The sequence below is a fragment of the Pseudomonas sp. G3-39 genome (assembly GCF_054790485.1).
Map to the genome: position 1 here is coordinate 6093936 of NZ_CP186497.1, position 13607 is coordinate 6107542.

Sequence of the window (13607 nt, forward strand, 5' to 3'; positions counted from 1 at the left end):
TTATGCCTGAACCAGTGGGCCGGGGTTTTTCAGGTACTGCTCGCGGATCGCCTTGGCCGACCAGTAGGTCAACGCCGCCACCAGCCCGGTCGGGTTGTAACCCAAGCCTTGCGGAAACGCCGACGCACCTGGCACGAACACGTTGTGCACGTCCCAGCTCTGCAGATAACGGTTCAGGGCGCTCCTCTTCGGATCGGTGCCCATGATTGCGCCACCGTTGAGGTGGGTGGTCTGGTAGGCCGCAGTGTTGAAATGATCACCGACCTGCTTGCCGATCACCGCGATGGCTTTCGGGCCCATGGCTTGAGCGACCTTGCCCATTTTCTCGACCATGAAGCGGTTCATCTTGATGTCGTTTTCCTGCCAGTCGAAGGTCATGCGCAGCAGCGGCAAGCCGTAGGCATCGCGGTACACCGGATCCAGATCGAGGTAGTTGCCACGGTAGGACTGATGCGCGCCGTGGGCATCCATCGACACCTGGTGGGTGTAGTAATCGGCGGTCGCGCGTTTCCATTGGCTGCCCCAGGCCGGAGTGCCGGGTGGGTTTGAGGTGCCGGCAATCGGCCGGCTGCCCGCCTGGTTGACCCACATTGGCGAGCCGCCGACGAAGCCGTGCGGGCCGTGATCGAAGTTGTCGGCGTTGAAATCGTCCAGCGCCACGCCGTTGCCGCCGGCGCCGATGAAGTTGTTGGTGTGGGTGTCCTTGTCGAAGAACGCCTTGATGGTCGCCATGTTCTGGTAGGCGAAATTACGCCCGACCACGCCTTCGCCGCTGATCGGGTCGTACGGTTTGCCGATGCCCGAGAGCAGCATCAGGCGCACGTTGTGCAGCTGGAAGGCGCCGAGGATCACCAGATCCGCCGGCTGCTCGATCTCGCGGCCCTGGCCGTCGATGTACGTCACGCCGGTGGCCTTGGACTTGGTGCTGTCGAGGTTGACCCGCAGCACATGCGAGTTGGGCCGCAGCTCGAAATTCGGCAGTGGCTTGAGCGCCGGCAGAATGTTCACGTTCGGAGAGGCCTTGGAGTACATGTAGCAAACGTAACCGCTGCAGAACCCGCAGAAGTTGCACGGGCCCATCTGTGCGCCGTAGGGATTGGTGTACGGGCCTGAGGTATTCGCGGAGGGCAGGTTGTAGGGTTTGTAACCGACCTCTGTCGCCGCTTTGCCGAACAGTTGTGCGGAAACGGTGTTCTTCTGCGCTTCCAGCGGGAACGGATTGGAGCGATCCGGTGCGTAAGGGTTACCGCCCTTGCCCTGACCGACCAGTTGGCCCTTCACGGTCCAGGCCTGGCCGGAGGTGCCGAAGACCTTTTCGGCGAAATCGAAGAACGGCTCCAGCTCTTCATAGCTGACGCCGAAGTCCTGGATGGTCATGTCCTTGGGGATGAAGCTCTTGCCGTAACGCTCTTCGTAGTGGCTGCGCATACGCAGTTCGATCGGATCGACGCGAAAGTGCACGCCCGACCAGTGCAGACCGGCGCCGCCCACTCCATTGCCCGGCAGGAACGCACCCAGCTGGCGATTCGGCAGGGCGATGTCGTTGACGCTGTGGCGGATGGTGACGGTTTCTTTCGAGATGTCCTGAAAGAGTTTTTTGCGCACGCTGTAGGTGAGTTCGTCGATCACCTGTGGATAGTTGCCGTCGGGGTAGGTGTCCTGCATCGGCCCGCGCTCCAGCGCCAGCACGTTGAGCCCGGCCTCGGTCAGCTCCTTGGCCATGATCGCGCCAGTCCAGCCAAAACCGACGATCACGGCGTCGACCTTTTTCATTACGGTTGCCATGCTCAAGCCCTCTCGCCGCGAATCGACACTGCCGGGAAGGGGTATTGCTCGTTGCGTTCTACCCAATCCATGAAATCGGCGCGGGCGCCGGGAAAGCCGATCATGGTCCAGCCGACCATGCCTTTATTGCCACCGTGGATCGGGTCGCAGAAGAACCCTTCCTTGGTGTTTTGCAGCAGCAGGCTGAAGAAAATCTTCGCTGGAACCGCATCGAACTGCGGTTTGCCGGCTTCGAGCTGCTTGAGCAAATCTTCTCGGGTAGCGCTGTCTTGCTCAGCAAATGTTTTACCGTTGAGGGATTTTGCCCACTGATCCGTGGCAGCGATGCCCAAGCGATAGATCTCTTTTGGCACCAGTTTGCTCTGCCAGCCCATCTCCGGCGCAGCGTCGGCGTTGAACGGGCCTTGCATGTACCAAAGGGCACCGGCGGCGTACGGGGTGTTCATCTGGCGGTCGATGTATTCCGGCACGCCGGCTTCCACGGCACCCGGGCCTTGCTCGTCGTTGGGGATCAGGTGCGCCACGGCGGCGTTGATGAAGGCCCATTCCTCGGCGGTGAAATAGCTCGGCTGATAAGCGCTGGCGTCAGCTTTGGCCGGTGTTGCTGCGGGCGTCGACGGGGCCGCCTCAGGCGCCGCTTGCAACACGCTGCTGCCCAGACCGCTACCGGCGAGGGTGACCACGGGAATCAGGGTCAGGGATTTGCGCAAGAACTCACGCCGCGGGTTGTCTCGATCTGCGTCAGACATGGGGGTGCACCTCATCAGGCATTGATGGTTGTCCGCCGTTTCTGCGAACGGCGTGAGCATTTTTTCGTCGCGGCGTGGCCCGGTGGTTGACCGGGAAAAGGGGGACGCCTGCAACATCGTGTGACAAATGGTAGCAGGCTATGCATCGGGTTGAACCGATTCAGCGGAAAAAGCTGCGGTTTTTTTACCTGAGTGCTCAATGAAATCGCACGGATTCACGATTCTTTGACAAGTGCCTCACAGGGCTTTGACCGTCAGACGTGGAAGCTGCGAGGCCTTTCATTGATGAATTCCGATACGGTCAGCCCAGCATGTCTCGAGTGCGCCTTTTCCTTGCTTTGTGTTTGTCGCTTGTTGCCTTGTTGCACTTGATGCCGGCCCAGGCTGACGCCGCTGCAACATCGCGTCCGCCGGAGTGGGCGCAACCGGTTGAAGTGCAGTACAACCTGTTCCAGATGTCGCCAACCCTCTACCGCAGCGCCTTGCCGGATGGCGGCGCAGTGCCGTTGCTGAAGAACCTGAAAGTGGCGACGGTGATCAACTTCCTGCCGGAAGCTGACAGCAGCTGGCTGTCGGAGCCGGGCATCAATCAATTGCAACTGCCTTATCGCACCAACCATGTCGATGACGCCGATGTGCTCAAGACGCTGCGCGCGATTCAGGCTGCCGAAGCCAATGGCCCGGTGCTGATGCATTGCAAACATGGCTCCGACCGCACCGGCCTGATGGCGGCGATGTACCGGATCGTGGTGCAGGGCTGGAGCAAGGAAGACGCGCTGAACGAAATGACGCAGGGCGGTTTTGGTGAAAGCGGCCATTTCAAGGATGGCGTGCGTTATGTGATGCAAGCCGATGTCGACAAACTGCGCACCGCGCTGGCCAACGGCGACTGCAGCACCAGTGCCTTTGCCACTTGCTCGATGAAGAGCTGGTTCCAGTCAGTCAACCTCAAGTAAGCCGCACCCTCCACGGCATTGCACCGTGGAGGGTTATTTGCCGGCTCAGTCTTCGGACTTTTTCTTCAGCTTCGGATTCGGGAAGAACTGCACGGCCTGGACAGTCTTGTCCGGCGCCGGCTTGAGCGCGCTGGTATTGACCCGCGTGCCCAGTTCCTTGGGAACCGACAGCCCTTGCTCGTTCAATGTATCCGAGTAACCGCAGGCCACACACTCACGGTGCGGCACGCTGTCCTCGTTCCACATCATCAGTTTGTCCGGCTCGCTGCACGCCGGGCAGACAGCCCCGGCGATAAAGCGCTTTTTGGTAATCACAGGTGCCTCACTCATGCTGCTGCGTCCTCACTCAGGCCGCTATGGCGCAAGAGTGCGTCAATCGATGGCTCACGGCCACGGAAGTCGACGAACAGCACCATCGGTGCCTGTGAGCCACCGCGCGCCAGAATCGCTTCGCGGAAGGCGCGACCGGTTTCGGCGTTGAGCACGCCGTCTTCTTCGAACCTGGAGAAGGCATCGGCTGACAGCACTTCCGCCCACTTGTAGCTGTAGTAACCCGCGGCGTAACCGCCGGCGAATATGTGCGCGAAGCTGTTGGGGAAGCGGTTGTACGCCGGTGGACGCATCACCGACACCTCGTCGCGCACGCCTTCCAGCACTTGCGCCACGCTGCGGCCATCACCGTGGGTGGCGTGCAGCTCGAAGTCGAATAGCGAGAACTCCAACTGCCGCACCATCATCAGCCCGGACTGGAAGTTCTTCGCCGCGAGCATTTTCTCCAGCAGGTCCTGTGGCAGCGGCTCGCCGGTTTCGTAGTGACCGGAGATCAGCGCCAGGCCTTCCGGCTCCCAGCACCAGTTTTCCATGAACTGGCTTGGCAGCTCGACCGCATCCCACGCCACGCCGTTGATCCCGGAAACACCGGCGTGATCAACGCGGGTCAGCAGGTGATGCAGGCCGTGACCGAATTCGTGGAACAGGGTGGTCACTTCATCGTGGGTCAGCAGCGCAGGCTTGCCGCTGTCGGCCGGGGTGAAGTTGCACACCAGGTTGGCGACCGGGCTTTGCAACACGCCATCGATTGTGCGACGACGGTCGCGGGCGCCGTCCATCCACGCACCGCCACGCTTGTTGGCGCGGGCGTAGAGGTCGAAGAAGAAGCGCCCGACGTGCTGGCCGTTTTCCTTGATTTCGAACAGGCGCACGTCCGGGTGCCAGGTGTCGAAGCCTTTCAGCTCGGCGATTTCGATGCCGTACAGACGCTGGACGATAGCGAACAGACCGCTGAGAACTTTATCGATCGGGAAGTACGCACGCAGGGTTTCCTGAGCGACGCTGTAGCGCTGCTCGCGGAGTTTTTCCCCGTAGAAACCGCTGTCCCAGCTTTGCAGATCGGCGCAGCCCTGTTCGGCGGCGTAGGCGCGCAGCTGCTGTAAATCCTGCGCAGCGAACGGCTTGCTGCGTTTGGCCAGGTCGCGCAGGAAGCTCAGCACCTGATCGCTGGACTCGGCCATTTTCGTGGCCAGGCTCAGCTCGGAGAAACTGGCGAAGCCCAAGAGTTTTGCCAGTTCCTGACGCAGGTCGAGGATCTCTTCCATGACCGGGCCGTTGTCGTTCTGCCCGGCGTTCGGGCCTTGGTCCGACGCACGGGTGCAGTAGGCGGCGTAGACCTCTTCGCGCAGCTTGCGGTCCTGGGCGTAGGTCATCACCGCGTAGTAGCTCGGGAATTCCAGGGTGATCAGCCAGCCATCGAGACCTTTAGCCTGCGCGGCGGCAGCCATTTGCGCCTTGGCCGAATCGGTCAGGCCGGCGAGGGCGGCTTCGTCGGTGATGTGCTTGGTCCAGGCTTGCGTGGCGTCGAGCAACTGGTTAGAAAAACGGCTGCCCAGCTCGGACAGCTTGCTCTGCACTTCGGCGTAACGCTTCTGTTCGGCTTCCGGCAGGTCGATACCCGACAGACGGAAATCACGCAGGGCGTGTTCCAGAATGGTTTTTTGCGCCACGTCGAAACCGGCGGCTTCCGGGCTGTTTGCCAGCGCTTCATAGGCCTGGAACAGTTCGCGGTTCTGGCCCATCTCGGTGGAGTAGGCGCTCAGGGCCGGCAGGCACGACTCGTAGGCTTCGCGCAGTTCGGCGCTGTTGCACACGGCATTGAGGTGGCTGACCGGGCTCCAGGCAGCGCCGAGGCGATCGTTGAGTTCGTCCATCGCCAGTACCAGGCCGGCCCAGGTCGGGTTTTGAACCTGGGTCTTGAGGATTTCGGCGATGGCGGCGCGGTTGTCGGCCAGGATCGTTTCGATGGCTGGCAGCACGTGTTCGGCACGGATCGTGGAGAACGGCGGCAGGTCGTAGGACTGCAGAAGAGGGTTGTTCACGCTCACGGTTGGCACCTTGGCTGGAAGAAACATGCGCCCATCTTAATTACAATCGACACTCACCGCAGCTATCGGCGACAGAGAGAGAACTTATCGTGCCCGTTCGCAAGTACCAGAATCACACCCCGCAGCTCGGTCAAGGCGCGTTTGTCGACGCCTCCGCGGTGGTGATCGGCGACGTCGAAATCGGCGAAGACAGCTCCGTGTGGCCGCTGACCGTGATCCGTGGCGACATGCACCGCATCCGTATCGGCGCGCGCACCAGCGTGCAGGACGGCTGCGTGCTGCACATCACCCACGCCGGCCCGTTCAACCCGGATGGTTTCCCGCTGCTGATCGGCGATGACGTGACGATCGCCCACAAGGTCATGCTGCATGGCTGCAGCGTTGGCAGTCGTGTGCTGATCGGCATGGGCAGCATCGTCATGGACGGCGCGGTGGTCGAGGACGATGTGATCATCGGCGCCGGCAGCCTGGTGCCGCCGGGCAAGCGCCTGCAAAGTGGCTTCCTCTACGTGGGCAGCCCGGTGAAGCAGATCCGCCCGCTGACCGACAAGGAACAAGCCTTCTTCACCTACAGCGCGGCGAACTACGTGAAGCTCAAGGACCTGCATCTGGCCGAAGGCTACGACCAGCTCTGAAACGACCTACACCTGCTCAGGATTTCTCATGCACTACCAGACCGTACTGTTCGACCTCGATGGCACCCTGACCGACCCGCGTGAGGGCATCACCCGTTCCATCCAGTTCGCTTTGAGCAAACTCGGCATCGACGAGCCGGACCTGAGCAAACTCGAACACTTCATCGGCCCGCCGCTGTTGCAGGCGTTCATGCAGTTTTATGGCTTCGACGAGGCCAAGGCCTGGGAGGCGGTGAATTTCTATCGTGAGCGCTTCAAGGTCACCGGCCTTTACGAAAACCGTGTGTTCGATGGCGTCACACCGTTGCTCGAGACCCTCAGCGGGCAAGGGCGACAGCTGTACATCGCGACCTCCAAACCTTGGGAGTTCGCCCGGGAAATCGCCCGGCACTTCGACTTCGCCAAGCACTTCAAGGTGATCTACGGCAGTGAGCTGGATGGCACGCGGACCAACAAGGTCGAGCTGATTGCGCACCTGATCGCCGAAGAAGGGCTGGATCCGGCCAATACGCTGATGATCGGCGACCGCAAGCATGATCTGATCGGCGCGCGCAGCAACGGCGTGGACGCGGCGGCGGTGGGTTATGGGTTTGGCAGTTTTGAAGAGTTGAGTGCCGAAGCGCCGGCTTATCACTTTGAGACTTTGGCTGAGTTGCATCAGGCGTTTTTGCGGCGCTGATGAAATTGCTTTCGCGAGCAGGCTCGCTCCCACGGGGGATTTTTGTTGCACCCCGCTTCAATGTGGGAGCGAGCCTGCTCGCGAAGAGGCCAGTACAGACCGCGAAAAATCAGGCTTCTGCCAATGCTTTGAGTGCTGCCTTACGCTCGATAACCGGCAAATCTCCCAGCTTCTCAACCTCAACATAAAACCGCACCCAATCCCCCCCAACCTGCCTGAACAACGCCGCAAACGCCGGCACCCACTGGTCATACAGCCCGAACGGCAACAACCGCGCATTGTTCAGCGGCATATTCACCCACGCGTCATAGCGCTTGTCCCCGGCCCACTGGCTGTCGCGCGTCACCCGGTAATCGCGCCGAAATCGCTCGAATTGCGCTGCTTTACGCTCGCGCATCTGCTCGGCCGGCAGCGGCTGGGCGTAGAGTTTTTCCAGGCGCGACCGCGTTTCCAGCACCAGTTCGATGAACTGATCGCGCTGCTTGAGCCTGGCATCGGTGTCCGGCGGCAGGCCACGAAACGCCCGCCACTGGCGGGTGCCTTCCTGCTCGACAAACGTGGCAAACGACTCATTGAACTCGGTGTCGTCTTTCACATAGAAACGCTGATGCGCCAGTTCATGAAAGATCAACGTGGCCAGGCGTTCGTCACCCCAGCCCATCATCGAATTGAGGATCGGGTCATTGAACCAGCCGAGGGTTGAATAGGCCTCGACGCCGCCAATCGCCACGTCCATGCCTTGCAGGCGCTGAATCGCCGCTTCGCCCCGGGCAGCGCTCTGGCTGTAGTAGCCGCGATAGGCCACGCAACCGGCGATCGGGAAGCAATGGTTCTGCGGGGTAAGGGAAAACTCCGGGGTGGCGAACACGTTCCACACCACATACGGCCGGCCGATGTCGGCGTACAGCCGATAGCTCTGGTTGTCCGGCAGGTGCAGCTGTTCGCTGGCGAAGTCCCGGGCCTTTTGCGACTGGGTCAGGTGCGTGCGCAGGGTTGCATCGCGGCTTGGGTCGGCAATCACCTTGGCCACCGGCTCACGCGCTCGCAACAACTGCAACTGACCGCTGGCCAACTGGCTGTAATAGCTGACGCTGGAACAACCGTTGAGCAACAAAAACATCACCCCCGGAAACAAAATCCGAAAAACGCGATCAAGTAACCCATGGCTTGGAAGCGGCCTGCTCAAAATAAAAATCCTTTGGAAAGTCTGCCCGCAAGACTATCCCGCCATTTGGAGCTTCGCTATGCGCATGTTGTTGCTGACAGGAGGCCTGCTGACGCTGGCCGGTTGTGCCGGATTCGGAATGCCCGATCCTGACCCCTCGCAAGCCTGGATTGATCTCGATGCCCGGCAACAGGACACGGCGTTGCAAGCGCTGAAAGTCGATGACAAGGCAACTGTCGACAAACGTTATTTCGAAGTGCAGCCCGGCAGCCATGAGTTGAAGGTGCGTTATCAGTTTCCGGTCGAAGCCACCAACATCGGCCCCGACGCCGAACCGCTGTGGCGCGATTGTCAGTTGAAGCTGACATTCAAGGACTTCAACGCCGGTCAGCGCTATCAGTTGCAAGCCGGCAGCATCGGTTTTCGGCCATGGGCCAGGCTTTATGATGAACAGCGCAAAGTCGTAGGGCAGGGCACACCCGCAGGCTGCCAGAAAACCTGATCGGGATTATGCTGGATGTCCAAATCACGGGACATTGATCATGCACAGGTTGACGTTGTTGCTCGCTGCAAGTCTGCTTGCTGGCTGCCAGAGCCCGATGCCGGCAGCCGATCCCGGCAACGCCTGGGTCGACTTTTCGATGCCGACACCCGGCGGTAAGGTGCTGATGGCTGAACGGCTGGACAACGTGCGCCTGCGGGACGGGCGCTTTTTCCAGGTCGCGCCGGGCAGTCATGAGCTGACGGTGCGCTTCGATTTCGAGATCTTCGGTGGCAGCCAGGGCTTGGACACCGACCCGCAGGAACGCCTGTGTTACATGACCGTGCGCTACGATCATTTCGAAGCCGGGCAACGTTACCGACTTGAAGCCCGGTCGCTGGCGTTCACGCCGAGTGCTCGGTTGATCAATCGCCAAGGGCAGATAGTTGCCGAAGAACGCCAGATCAACTGCGTGCCTTGAGCGGACTGTCAGATGTCGTTTTTCTGGTAGACGATCGCTTTTGTGCCGTTTTCGCAGGTGCCGACAACCATCGCCACGTCGTGCTTGTCGGCCTCTTCCTTGCTGACAATTTCCAGTGTGTAAGACGGCACTGCATTCGCCTGGATCTTTACTTCGATCTCTTTCTTCAATTCTTCGCAGTCTTTCGGTGCGGCGAGAACCGTTGTGGCCAGTGCACTGCAAAGAATCGCCAAGCCAATACGTTTCATAGATGAAGCTCCCTGATGCAGCGCGCACGGGCGTGCGCTGAAGCTGCTGTCACTTATTCGACCATATTTTTGCGGGGCAGGTTCTGACTTCGCTCACATCTTCAATAACTGCGCTGATTTGTGGATTACATTCGCGAGCAGGCTCGCTCCCACATTTGAAGTGCATTCCAATGTGGGAGCGAGCCTGCTCGCGAGTGGGTCAGTCAGCGCTGATTCAGCTAACCAGCGAAGCCTCAAGGGTAATCTTCGCATTCAGTACCTTGGACACCGGGCACCCTTCCTTGGCCTTGTTGCTCAGTTCCTCGAACTGCGCCTGAGTAGCGCCCGGGATTTTCGCCTTGAGGATCAACTTGATCGCGGTGATGGCAAAGCCACCCTCCACCTGATCCAAGGTCACTTCAGCCTGGGTGTCGATGCTCTCGGCCTTCAGGCCCGCATCACCGAGAATCATCGAGAACGCCATGGAAAAACAGCCGGCATGCGCCGCGCCGATCAGTTCTTCCGGGTTGGTGCCCTTGCCGCCCTCGAAGCGTGCCTTGAAGCCGTAGGGGGCTTCTCTGAGGACACCGGTTTCAGTGGAGATCGAGCCGATGCCGGTTTTCAGATCGCCTGCCCAATGTGCGGATGCTTTCTTCACGATAGCCATGTCTGCCTCCTCAAGATCTGGCGCGGAACGCCGCGCCGTCGTGGTTTTTACTTGCAAGGCTTCTGAGGATAGACGTCGGGACAAAGTTCAGCCCGGCTGAATCGTTGACTTTTTTAGTAGGAAATTTCATCGCGGCTATTGAAACTCGGGTATATGCCCTCATTGCATAAAACACGCTTATGGATTGGGCAGGTTTTCGTTCGCAAGAAAAACCTGCCTCCTCATTCGGAGACGCAGGTTTATGAAGCAACTGTCCGACGTAAAGTTTTCCACCCTCGACCTGGTGCCGGTGCGCGAGAACGGCAGCCCGGCGCAATCGCTGCGCAACTCGCTGGATCTGGCACAGCATGTCGAGAAGCTTGGCTACACCCGTTTCTGGGTCGCCGAACACCACAACATGGACGGCATCGCCAGCTCCGCCACGTCGGTGCTGCTGGGGTATCTGGCCGGTGGCACCTCGACGATTCGCGTCGGCTCCGGCGGGGTGATGCTGCCCAATCATGCGCCGCTGGTGATCGCCGAGCAGTTCGGTACTCTCGAAAGCCTCTATCCGGGACGCATCGATCTGGGTCTGGGCCGTGCGCCCGGCTCCGACCAGATGACCGCCCGCGCCCTGCGCCGCGAACGCTCCGGCAGTGCCGATGATTTCCCGGAAGATGTCGCCGAGCTGGCGCGCTTCCTCGGCCCGCGCACCCCGGATCAGCGGGTGATCGCCATGCCCGGCACCGGCACCAATGTGCCGATCTGGTTGCTCGGTTCCAGCCTGTTCAGTGCGCAACTGGCCGGTGAGCGCGGGTTGCCCTACGCCTTCGCCTCGCACTTCGCCCCGCGCTTCATGCACGAGGCGATTCGCGTCTACCGCAACCACTTTAAGCCGTCGGCAGTGCTCGATAAACCGTACGTGATGCTCGGGGTGCCGTTGGTGGCGGCCGATACCGATGAGCAGGCCGACTACCTGGCGACCTCGGTGTACCAGCGAATTCTCGCGCTGATGCGTGGGCAGAGTCTGGTGCAGCGTCCGCCGGTGAAAACCATGGACGGCCTGTGGCTGCCCCATGAGCGCGAGGCGGTGGGAGATTTCCTCGGCCTGGCGATGGTCGGCAGCCCGCAGAAGATCCGTGCGAAGCTGGAGGTGCTGGTCGAGCAGACCCAGGCCGATGAGCTGATCTTCACCTGCGATCTGTATGAGCATGCCGATCGTCTGCACTCCTATGAATTGCTGGCCCAAGTCATGAAGGGCTGACTCTGGAATACGGCTTCTGTGGGAGCGGGCTTGCTCGCGAAGACGGAGTGTCAGACACCCTGGAGGTCGGCTGACATAACGCTTTCGCGAGCAAGCCCGCTCCCACATTGGGAACCAGTGGCCCACAAAAAAGCCGACGCCTTCGCGTCGGCTTTTGCATTTCAATCGCGATCACCCGCGTTTGTAGACGATTTCCTTGGTGCCGCCTTCACAGGTGCCCACAACTTTTCCGCCATTGGCTCCCTTGTCGACAACCTCCAGCGAATACCCTGAAACGCCCTTGGCATCCAGCTTCGCTGCAATCTCGCCTTTCAGCTCTTCACAAGGCTTGCCAGCAGCAAACGCGCCACCCGCAAGGCTCAACAAACCTACTGCCAATATGAACTTCTTCATCGGTCGCACTCCCTGGTCGGATTAAAAGAGGTGGGCATCAGGTCTCCCGATGCACTCACCTTGTAGCGCTTTGCCATTCCTATGGCACTCGGCCAGCGCGCAAGTTCAGAAGCGTAGCCCAAACTCAGCTGCTGGCAATCCGGAAGCCGACTTTGAGTGTGACCTGGAAATGCGCAGCCTTGCCGTCCTTGATGTGGCCACGGGTCTCGACCACTTCAAACCATTCCAGATGTTTGATGCTCTTGTTCGCTTCAGCCAGCGCATTGTTGATGGCGTCTTCGATGCTGCTGGTGGACGAGCCGACCAGCTCGACTTTCTTGTACGTGTGATGGTCACTCATGGCGATCTCCTGGATGTGTGGATTTGAGACTAGCAGTGAATCTGCACTGTTGATTTCGGCGGCTCAATGCAAGCGAAGTTCAGATTTTCTGCACTTTCTCAAACCGCTGAAGTCCCAACCAACACACGCCACTCATCACCAATGCAGGAGAGCCACCATGGCCAACACCTCTTTACGTAAAGCCTCGTTGCAAAGCATGGAAGCCGAGATCGAGAGTCTGCTCAAATCGTTGGAAAGCCTGAAGGACGACGCGTCCGACGAGTCGCGCAAGACCCTCAAGGCGCTCAAGAGCAACGCTGAAAGCGCGCTGAAACATTCGCGCAGCCTGCTCAGCGATGCCTATGAAGAAGTTAAAGTGAAAACCCGCGAGACCGGCATCGCCACCCGCGATTACGCTCAGGAACACCCTTGGACCACCGCCGGTGTGGCGGTCGGTGCAATTGGTCTGCTGGCTGCTTATTTGCTGTTCAAGCGCGGCGAGTGATCCGTCTGGCGCAGCTCATTCTTGAGCCATTGCGCCAGTTGCCGGGCGCGCCCGTCTGCGGCGCGCTTGGGTAGCCACAACGCCAGTTGCGCCGGGGTTTCGCAAAAGCCCCACGGCGCAACCAGGCGACCGGCCTTCAAGTCTTCGGCCACCAGCGGCTCTGGCGCGATTGCCACGCCGAGTCCGGCCACTGCGGCTTCCAGCAGATAATACAAATGCTCAAAACCTTGCCCCAACTTCAACGCCTTGGCGTCGAGGTGATTTTGCTGTGCCCAACTCGGCCAGGCTTGCGGGCGCGATGTGGTGTGCAGCAGCGGCTCGCTGAGCAAGGCTGACGCCGGCGCCGCTTGCAGGCGTTGGTAGCCACTGAACAGCGGGCTCATCACCGGGCCGATGCGTTCTGCGGCCAGTTCGTAGACCTGCATGTCTGCCGGCCATGGCGGCTCGGCGAACAACAGCAACGCATCGAGTCCAGGGCGCCGCGGGTCGAGATCACCTTCACCGGCTGACAAGTGCAGACGCAAGTCCGGCAGATCGGCGTTGAGCCGCCCCAGGCGTGGGATGAACCAGCGCGCCAACAGACTGCCGGAGCAGCCGAGCACGAACGGCGCATCAGCGGTGTTTTGCGTCAGCTCGGCACACACACTGCGCAACCGATCAAAGGCCTCACCGCTGGCATCTCGCAAACGAACACCGGCATCTGTGAGTTTCAAGCCGCGACCATCCTTGACGAACAGGCTCACGCCCAGATGCTCTTCGAGCACTTTGAGCTGACGGCTGACTGCACCATGAGTGACGTGCAGCTGTTCGGCCGCCTGGCTGACGCTGTTCAGCCGGGCTGTGGCTTCGAACGCGCGCAAGGCGTTCAACGGGGGAAGGTCGTGGCTCATGGTATCTGTGAGTTTTCCTGACAGGTTGTGGCGATCTTATCGGTTTTCAGCCTG

The 13607-nt window shown here is 60.3% G+C and carries 17 protein-coding genes; 7 read left to right on the forward strand and 10 right to left on the reverse strand.

The features are described from left to right. Nucleotides 1-1785 carry a GMC family oxidoreductase gene (locus tag ACOYXG_RS27555; protein ID WP_460355130.1) on the reverse strand — a complete coding sequence of 595 codons (1785 nt, stop codon included), beginning with the start codon at nt 1783-1785 and terminating at the stop codon, nt 1-3. Nucleotides 1786-1787: 2 nt separating this feature from the next. After that, a complete protein-coding gene (locus tag ACOYXG_RS27560) occupies nt 1788-2534 on the reverse strand; it encodes a gluconate 2-dehydrogenase subunit 3 family protein (RefSeq protein ID WP_414888640.1) in 747 nt (248 codons plus the stop codon). A gap of 311 nt (nt 2535-2845) precedes the next feature. On the opposite strand from ACOYXG_RS27560, the gene ACOYXG_RS27565 reads away from it, so the two are divergent. After that, on the forward strand, nt 2846-3490 hold the full coding sequence (locus ACOYXG_RS27565) for a dual specificity protein phosphatase family protein (protein WP_460355133.1): 645 nt from the start codon (nt 2846-2848) through the stop codon (nt 3488-3490). A gap of 45 nt (nt 3491-3535) precedes the next feature. Here ACOYXG_RS27565 and ACOYXG_RS27570 read toward each other — a convergent pair whose 3' ends face one another. Continuing rightward, nucleotides 3536-3820: a YheV family putative zinc ribbon protein gene (locus ACOYXG_RS27570; protein WP_007962808.1), complete on the reverse strand. Its 285-nt coding sequence runs from the start codon at nt 3818-3820 to the stop codon at nt 3536-3538. Continuing rightward, complete coding sequence (gene prlC / locus ACOYXG_RS27575) at nt 3817-5895, reverse strand: oligopeptidase A (RefSeq protein ID WP_460355136.1); 2079 nt, start codon at nt 5893-5895, stop codon at nt 3817-3819. The genes ACOYXG_RS27570 and prlC overlap by 4 nt, the downstream gene beginning before the upstream one ends. Before the next feature lie 62 nt (nt 5896-5957). Between prlC and ACOYXG_RS27580 the strand changes: the two genes are divergently transcribed. Then, nucleotides 5958-6503, forward strand: coding sequence for a gamma carbonic anhydrase family protein (locus tag ACOYXG_RS27580; protein ID WP_097090190.1), 546 nt, complete (start codon nt 5958-5960; stop codon nt 6501-6503). 28 nt (nt 6504-6531) lie between these two features. After that, nucleotides 6532-7182, forward strand: a complete 651-nt coding sequence (locus ACOYXG_RS27585; RefSeq protein WP_041074751.1) for an HAD family hydrolase — start codon at nt 6532-6534, stop codon at nt 7180-7182. A gap of 109 nt (nt 7183-7291) precedes the next feature. On the opposite strand, the gene ACOYXG_RS27590 is transcribed toward ACOYXG_RS27585, so the two are convergent. Next, nucleotides 7292-8368, reverse strand: a complete 1077-nt coding sequence (locus tag ACOYXG_RS27590; RefSeq protein WP_460355140.1) for an aminopeptidase — start codon at nt 8366-8368, stop codon at nt 7292-7294. Nucleotides 8369-8426: 58 nt separating this feature from the next. Here ACOYXG_RS27590 and ACOYXG_RS27595 point away from each other — a divergent pair, with 58 nt between their 5' ends. Both ACOYXG_RS27595 and ACOYXG_RS27600 read left to right on the forward strand, forming a co-directional pair. Further along, nucleotides 8427-8849, forward strand: coding sequence for a PA0061/PA0062 family lipoprotein (locus tag ACOYXG_RS27595; RefSeq protein ID WP_096797306.1), 423 nt, complete (start codon nt 8427-8429; stop codon nt 8847-8849). A 40-nt stretch (nt 8850-8889) separates the two neighbouring features. Beyond that, entirely contained in the window at nt 8890-9309 is a 420-nt protein-coding gene (locus tag ACOYXG_RS27600; RefSeq protein ID WP_285373499.1) for a PA0061/PA0062 family lipoprotein, read from the forward strand. 8 nt (nt 9310-9317) lie between these two features. Here the strand turns inward: ACOYXG_RS27600 and ACOYXG_RS27605 are convergent, their stop codons facing one another. Continuing rightward, on the reverse strand, nt 9318-9557 hold the full coding sequence (locus ACOYXG_RS27605; RefSeq protein WP_027610205.1) for a DUF1161 domain-containing protein: 240 nt from the start codon (nt 9555-9557) through the stop codon (nt 9318-9320). 214 nt (nt 9558-9771) lie between these two features. Beyond that, nucleotides 9772-10203 carry an OsmC family protein gene (locus ACOYXG_RS27610; RefSeq protein ID WP_007962818.1) on the reverse strand — a complete coding sequence of 144 codons (432 nt, stop codon included), beginning with the start codon at nt 10201-10203 and terminating at the stop codon, nt 9772-9774. 241 nt (nt 10204-10444) lie between these two features. On the opposite strand from ACOYXG_RS27610, the gene ACOYXG_RS27615 reads away from it, so the two are divergent. Beyond that, nucleotides 10445-11446, forward strand: a complete 1002-nt coding sequence (locus ACOYXG_RS27615) for an LLM class flavin-dependent oxidoreductase (protein ID WP_027610203.1) — start codon at nt 10445-10447, stop codon at nt 11444-11446. A 171-nt stretch (nt 11447-11617) separates the two neighbouring features. Here the strand turns inward: ACOYXG_RS27615 and ACOYXG_RS27620 are convergent, their stop codons facing one another. Both ACOYXG_RS27620 and ACOYXG_RS27625 read right to left on the reverse strand, forming a co-directional pair. Beyond that, a complete protein-coding gene (locus tag ACOYXG_RS27620) occupies nt 11618-11839 on the reverse strand; it encodes a DUF1161 domain-containing protein (protein WP_115988512.1) in 222 nt (73 codons plus the stop codon). A 124-nt stretch (nt 11840-11963) separates the two neighbouring features. Next, nucleotides 11964-12179 carry a dodecin gene (locus tag ACOYXG_RS27625; RefSeq protein ID WP_027610201.1) on the reverse strand — a complete coding sequence of 72 codons (216 nt, stop codon included), beginning with the start codon at nt 12177-12179 and terminating at the stop codon, nt 11964-11966. Nucleotides 12180-12336: 157 nt separating this feature from the next. On the opposite strand from ACOYXG_RS27625, the gene ACOYXG_RS27630 reads away from it, so the two are divergent. Further along, complete coding sequence (locus ACOYXG_RS27630) at nt 12337-12663, forward strand: ElaB/YgaM/YqjD family protein (RefSeq protein ID WP_003220391.1); 327 nt, start codon at nt 12337-12339, stop codon at nt 12661-12663. On the opposite strand, the gene ACOYXG_RS27635 is transcribed toward ACOYXG_RS27630, so the two are convergent. Beyond that, on the reverse strand, nt 12636-13553 hold the full coding sequence (locus ACOYXG_RS27635; protein ID WP_096797305.1) for a LysR family transcriptional regulator: 918 nt from the start codon (nt 13551-13553) through the stop codon (nt 12636-12638). The genes ACOYXG_RS27630 and ACOYXG_RS27635 overlap by 28 nt on opposite strands. Between the last annotated feature and the right edge of the window lie 54 nt (nt 13554-13607).

Excerpts from the sequence above, each read along its gene's own strand:
- ACOYXG_RS27555 (WP_460355130.1), bottom strand. The coding sequence starts at position 1,785 with ATGGCAACCGTAATGAAAAAGGTCGACGCCGTGATCGTCGGTTTTGGC.
- ACOYXG_RS27560 (WP_414888640.1), bottom strand. The coding sequence starts at position 2,534 with ATGTCTGACGCAGATCGAGACAACCCGCGGCGTGAGTTCTTGCGCAAA.
- ACOYXG_RS27565 (WP_460355133.1), top strand. The coding sequence starts at position 2,846 with ATGTCTCGAGTGCGCCTTTTCCTTGCTTTGTGTTTGTCGCTTGTTGCC.
- ACOYXG_RS27570 (WP_007962808.1), bottom strand. The coding sequence starts at position 3,820 with ATGAGTGAGGCACCTGTGATTACCAAAAAGCGCTTTATCGCCGGGGCT.
- prlC (WP_460355136.1), bottom strand. The coding sequence starts at position 5,895 with ATGTTTCTTCCAGCCAAGGTGCCAACCGTGAGCGTGAACAACCCTCTT.
- ACOYXG_RS27585 (WP_041074751.1), top strand. The coding sequence starts at position 6,532 with ATGCACTACCAGACCGTACTGTTCGACCTCGATGGCACCCTGACCGAC.
- ACOYXG_RS27595 (WP_096797306.1), top strand. The coding sequence starts at position 8,427 with ATGCGCATGTTGTTGCTGACAGGAGGCCTGCTGACGCTGGCCGGTTGT.
- ACOYXG_RS27600 (WP_285373499.1), top strand. The coding sequence starts at position 8,890 with ATGCACAGGTTGACGTTGTTGCTCGCTGCAAGTCTGCTTGCTGGCTGC.
- ACOYXG_RS27605 (WP_027610205.1), bottom strand. The coding sequence starts at position 9,557 with ATGAAACGTATTGGCTTGGCGATTCTTTGCAGTGCACTGGCCACAACG.
- ACOYXG_RS27610 (WP_007962818.1), bottom strand. The coding sequence starts at position 10,203 with ATGGCTATCGTGAAGAAAGCATCCGCACATTGGGCAGGCGATCTGAAA.
- ACOYXG_RS27615 (WP_027610203.1), top strand. The coding sequence starts at position 10,445 with ATGAAGCAACTGTCCGACGTAAAGTTTTCCACCCTCGACCTGGTGCCG.
- ACOYXG_RS27620 (WP_115988512.1), bottom strand. The coding sequence starts at position 11,839 with ATGAAGAAGTTCATATTGGCAGTAGGTTTGTTGAGCCTTGCGGGTGGC.
- ACOYXG_RS27625 (WP_027610201.1), bottom strand. The coding sequence starts at position 12,179 with ATGAGTGACCATCACACGTACAAGAAAGTCGAGCTGGTCGGCTCGTCC.
- ACOYXG_RS27630 (WP_003220391.1), top strand. The coding sequence starts at position 12,337 with ATGGCCAACACCTCTTTACGTAAAGCCTCGTTGCAAAGCATGGAAGCC.
- ACOYXG_RS27635 (WP_096797305.1), bottom strand. The coding sequence starts at position 13,553 with ATGAGCCACGACCTTCCCCCGTTGAACGCCTTGCGCGCGTTCGAAGCC.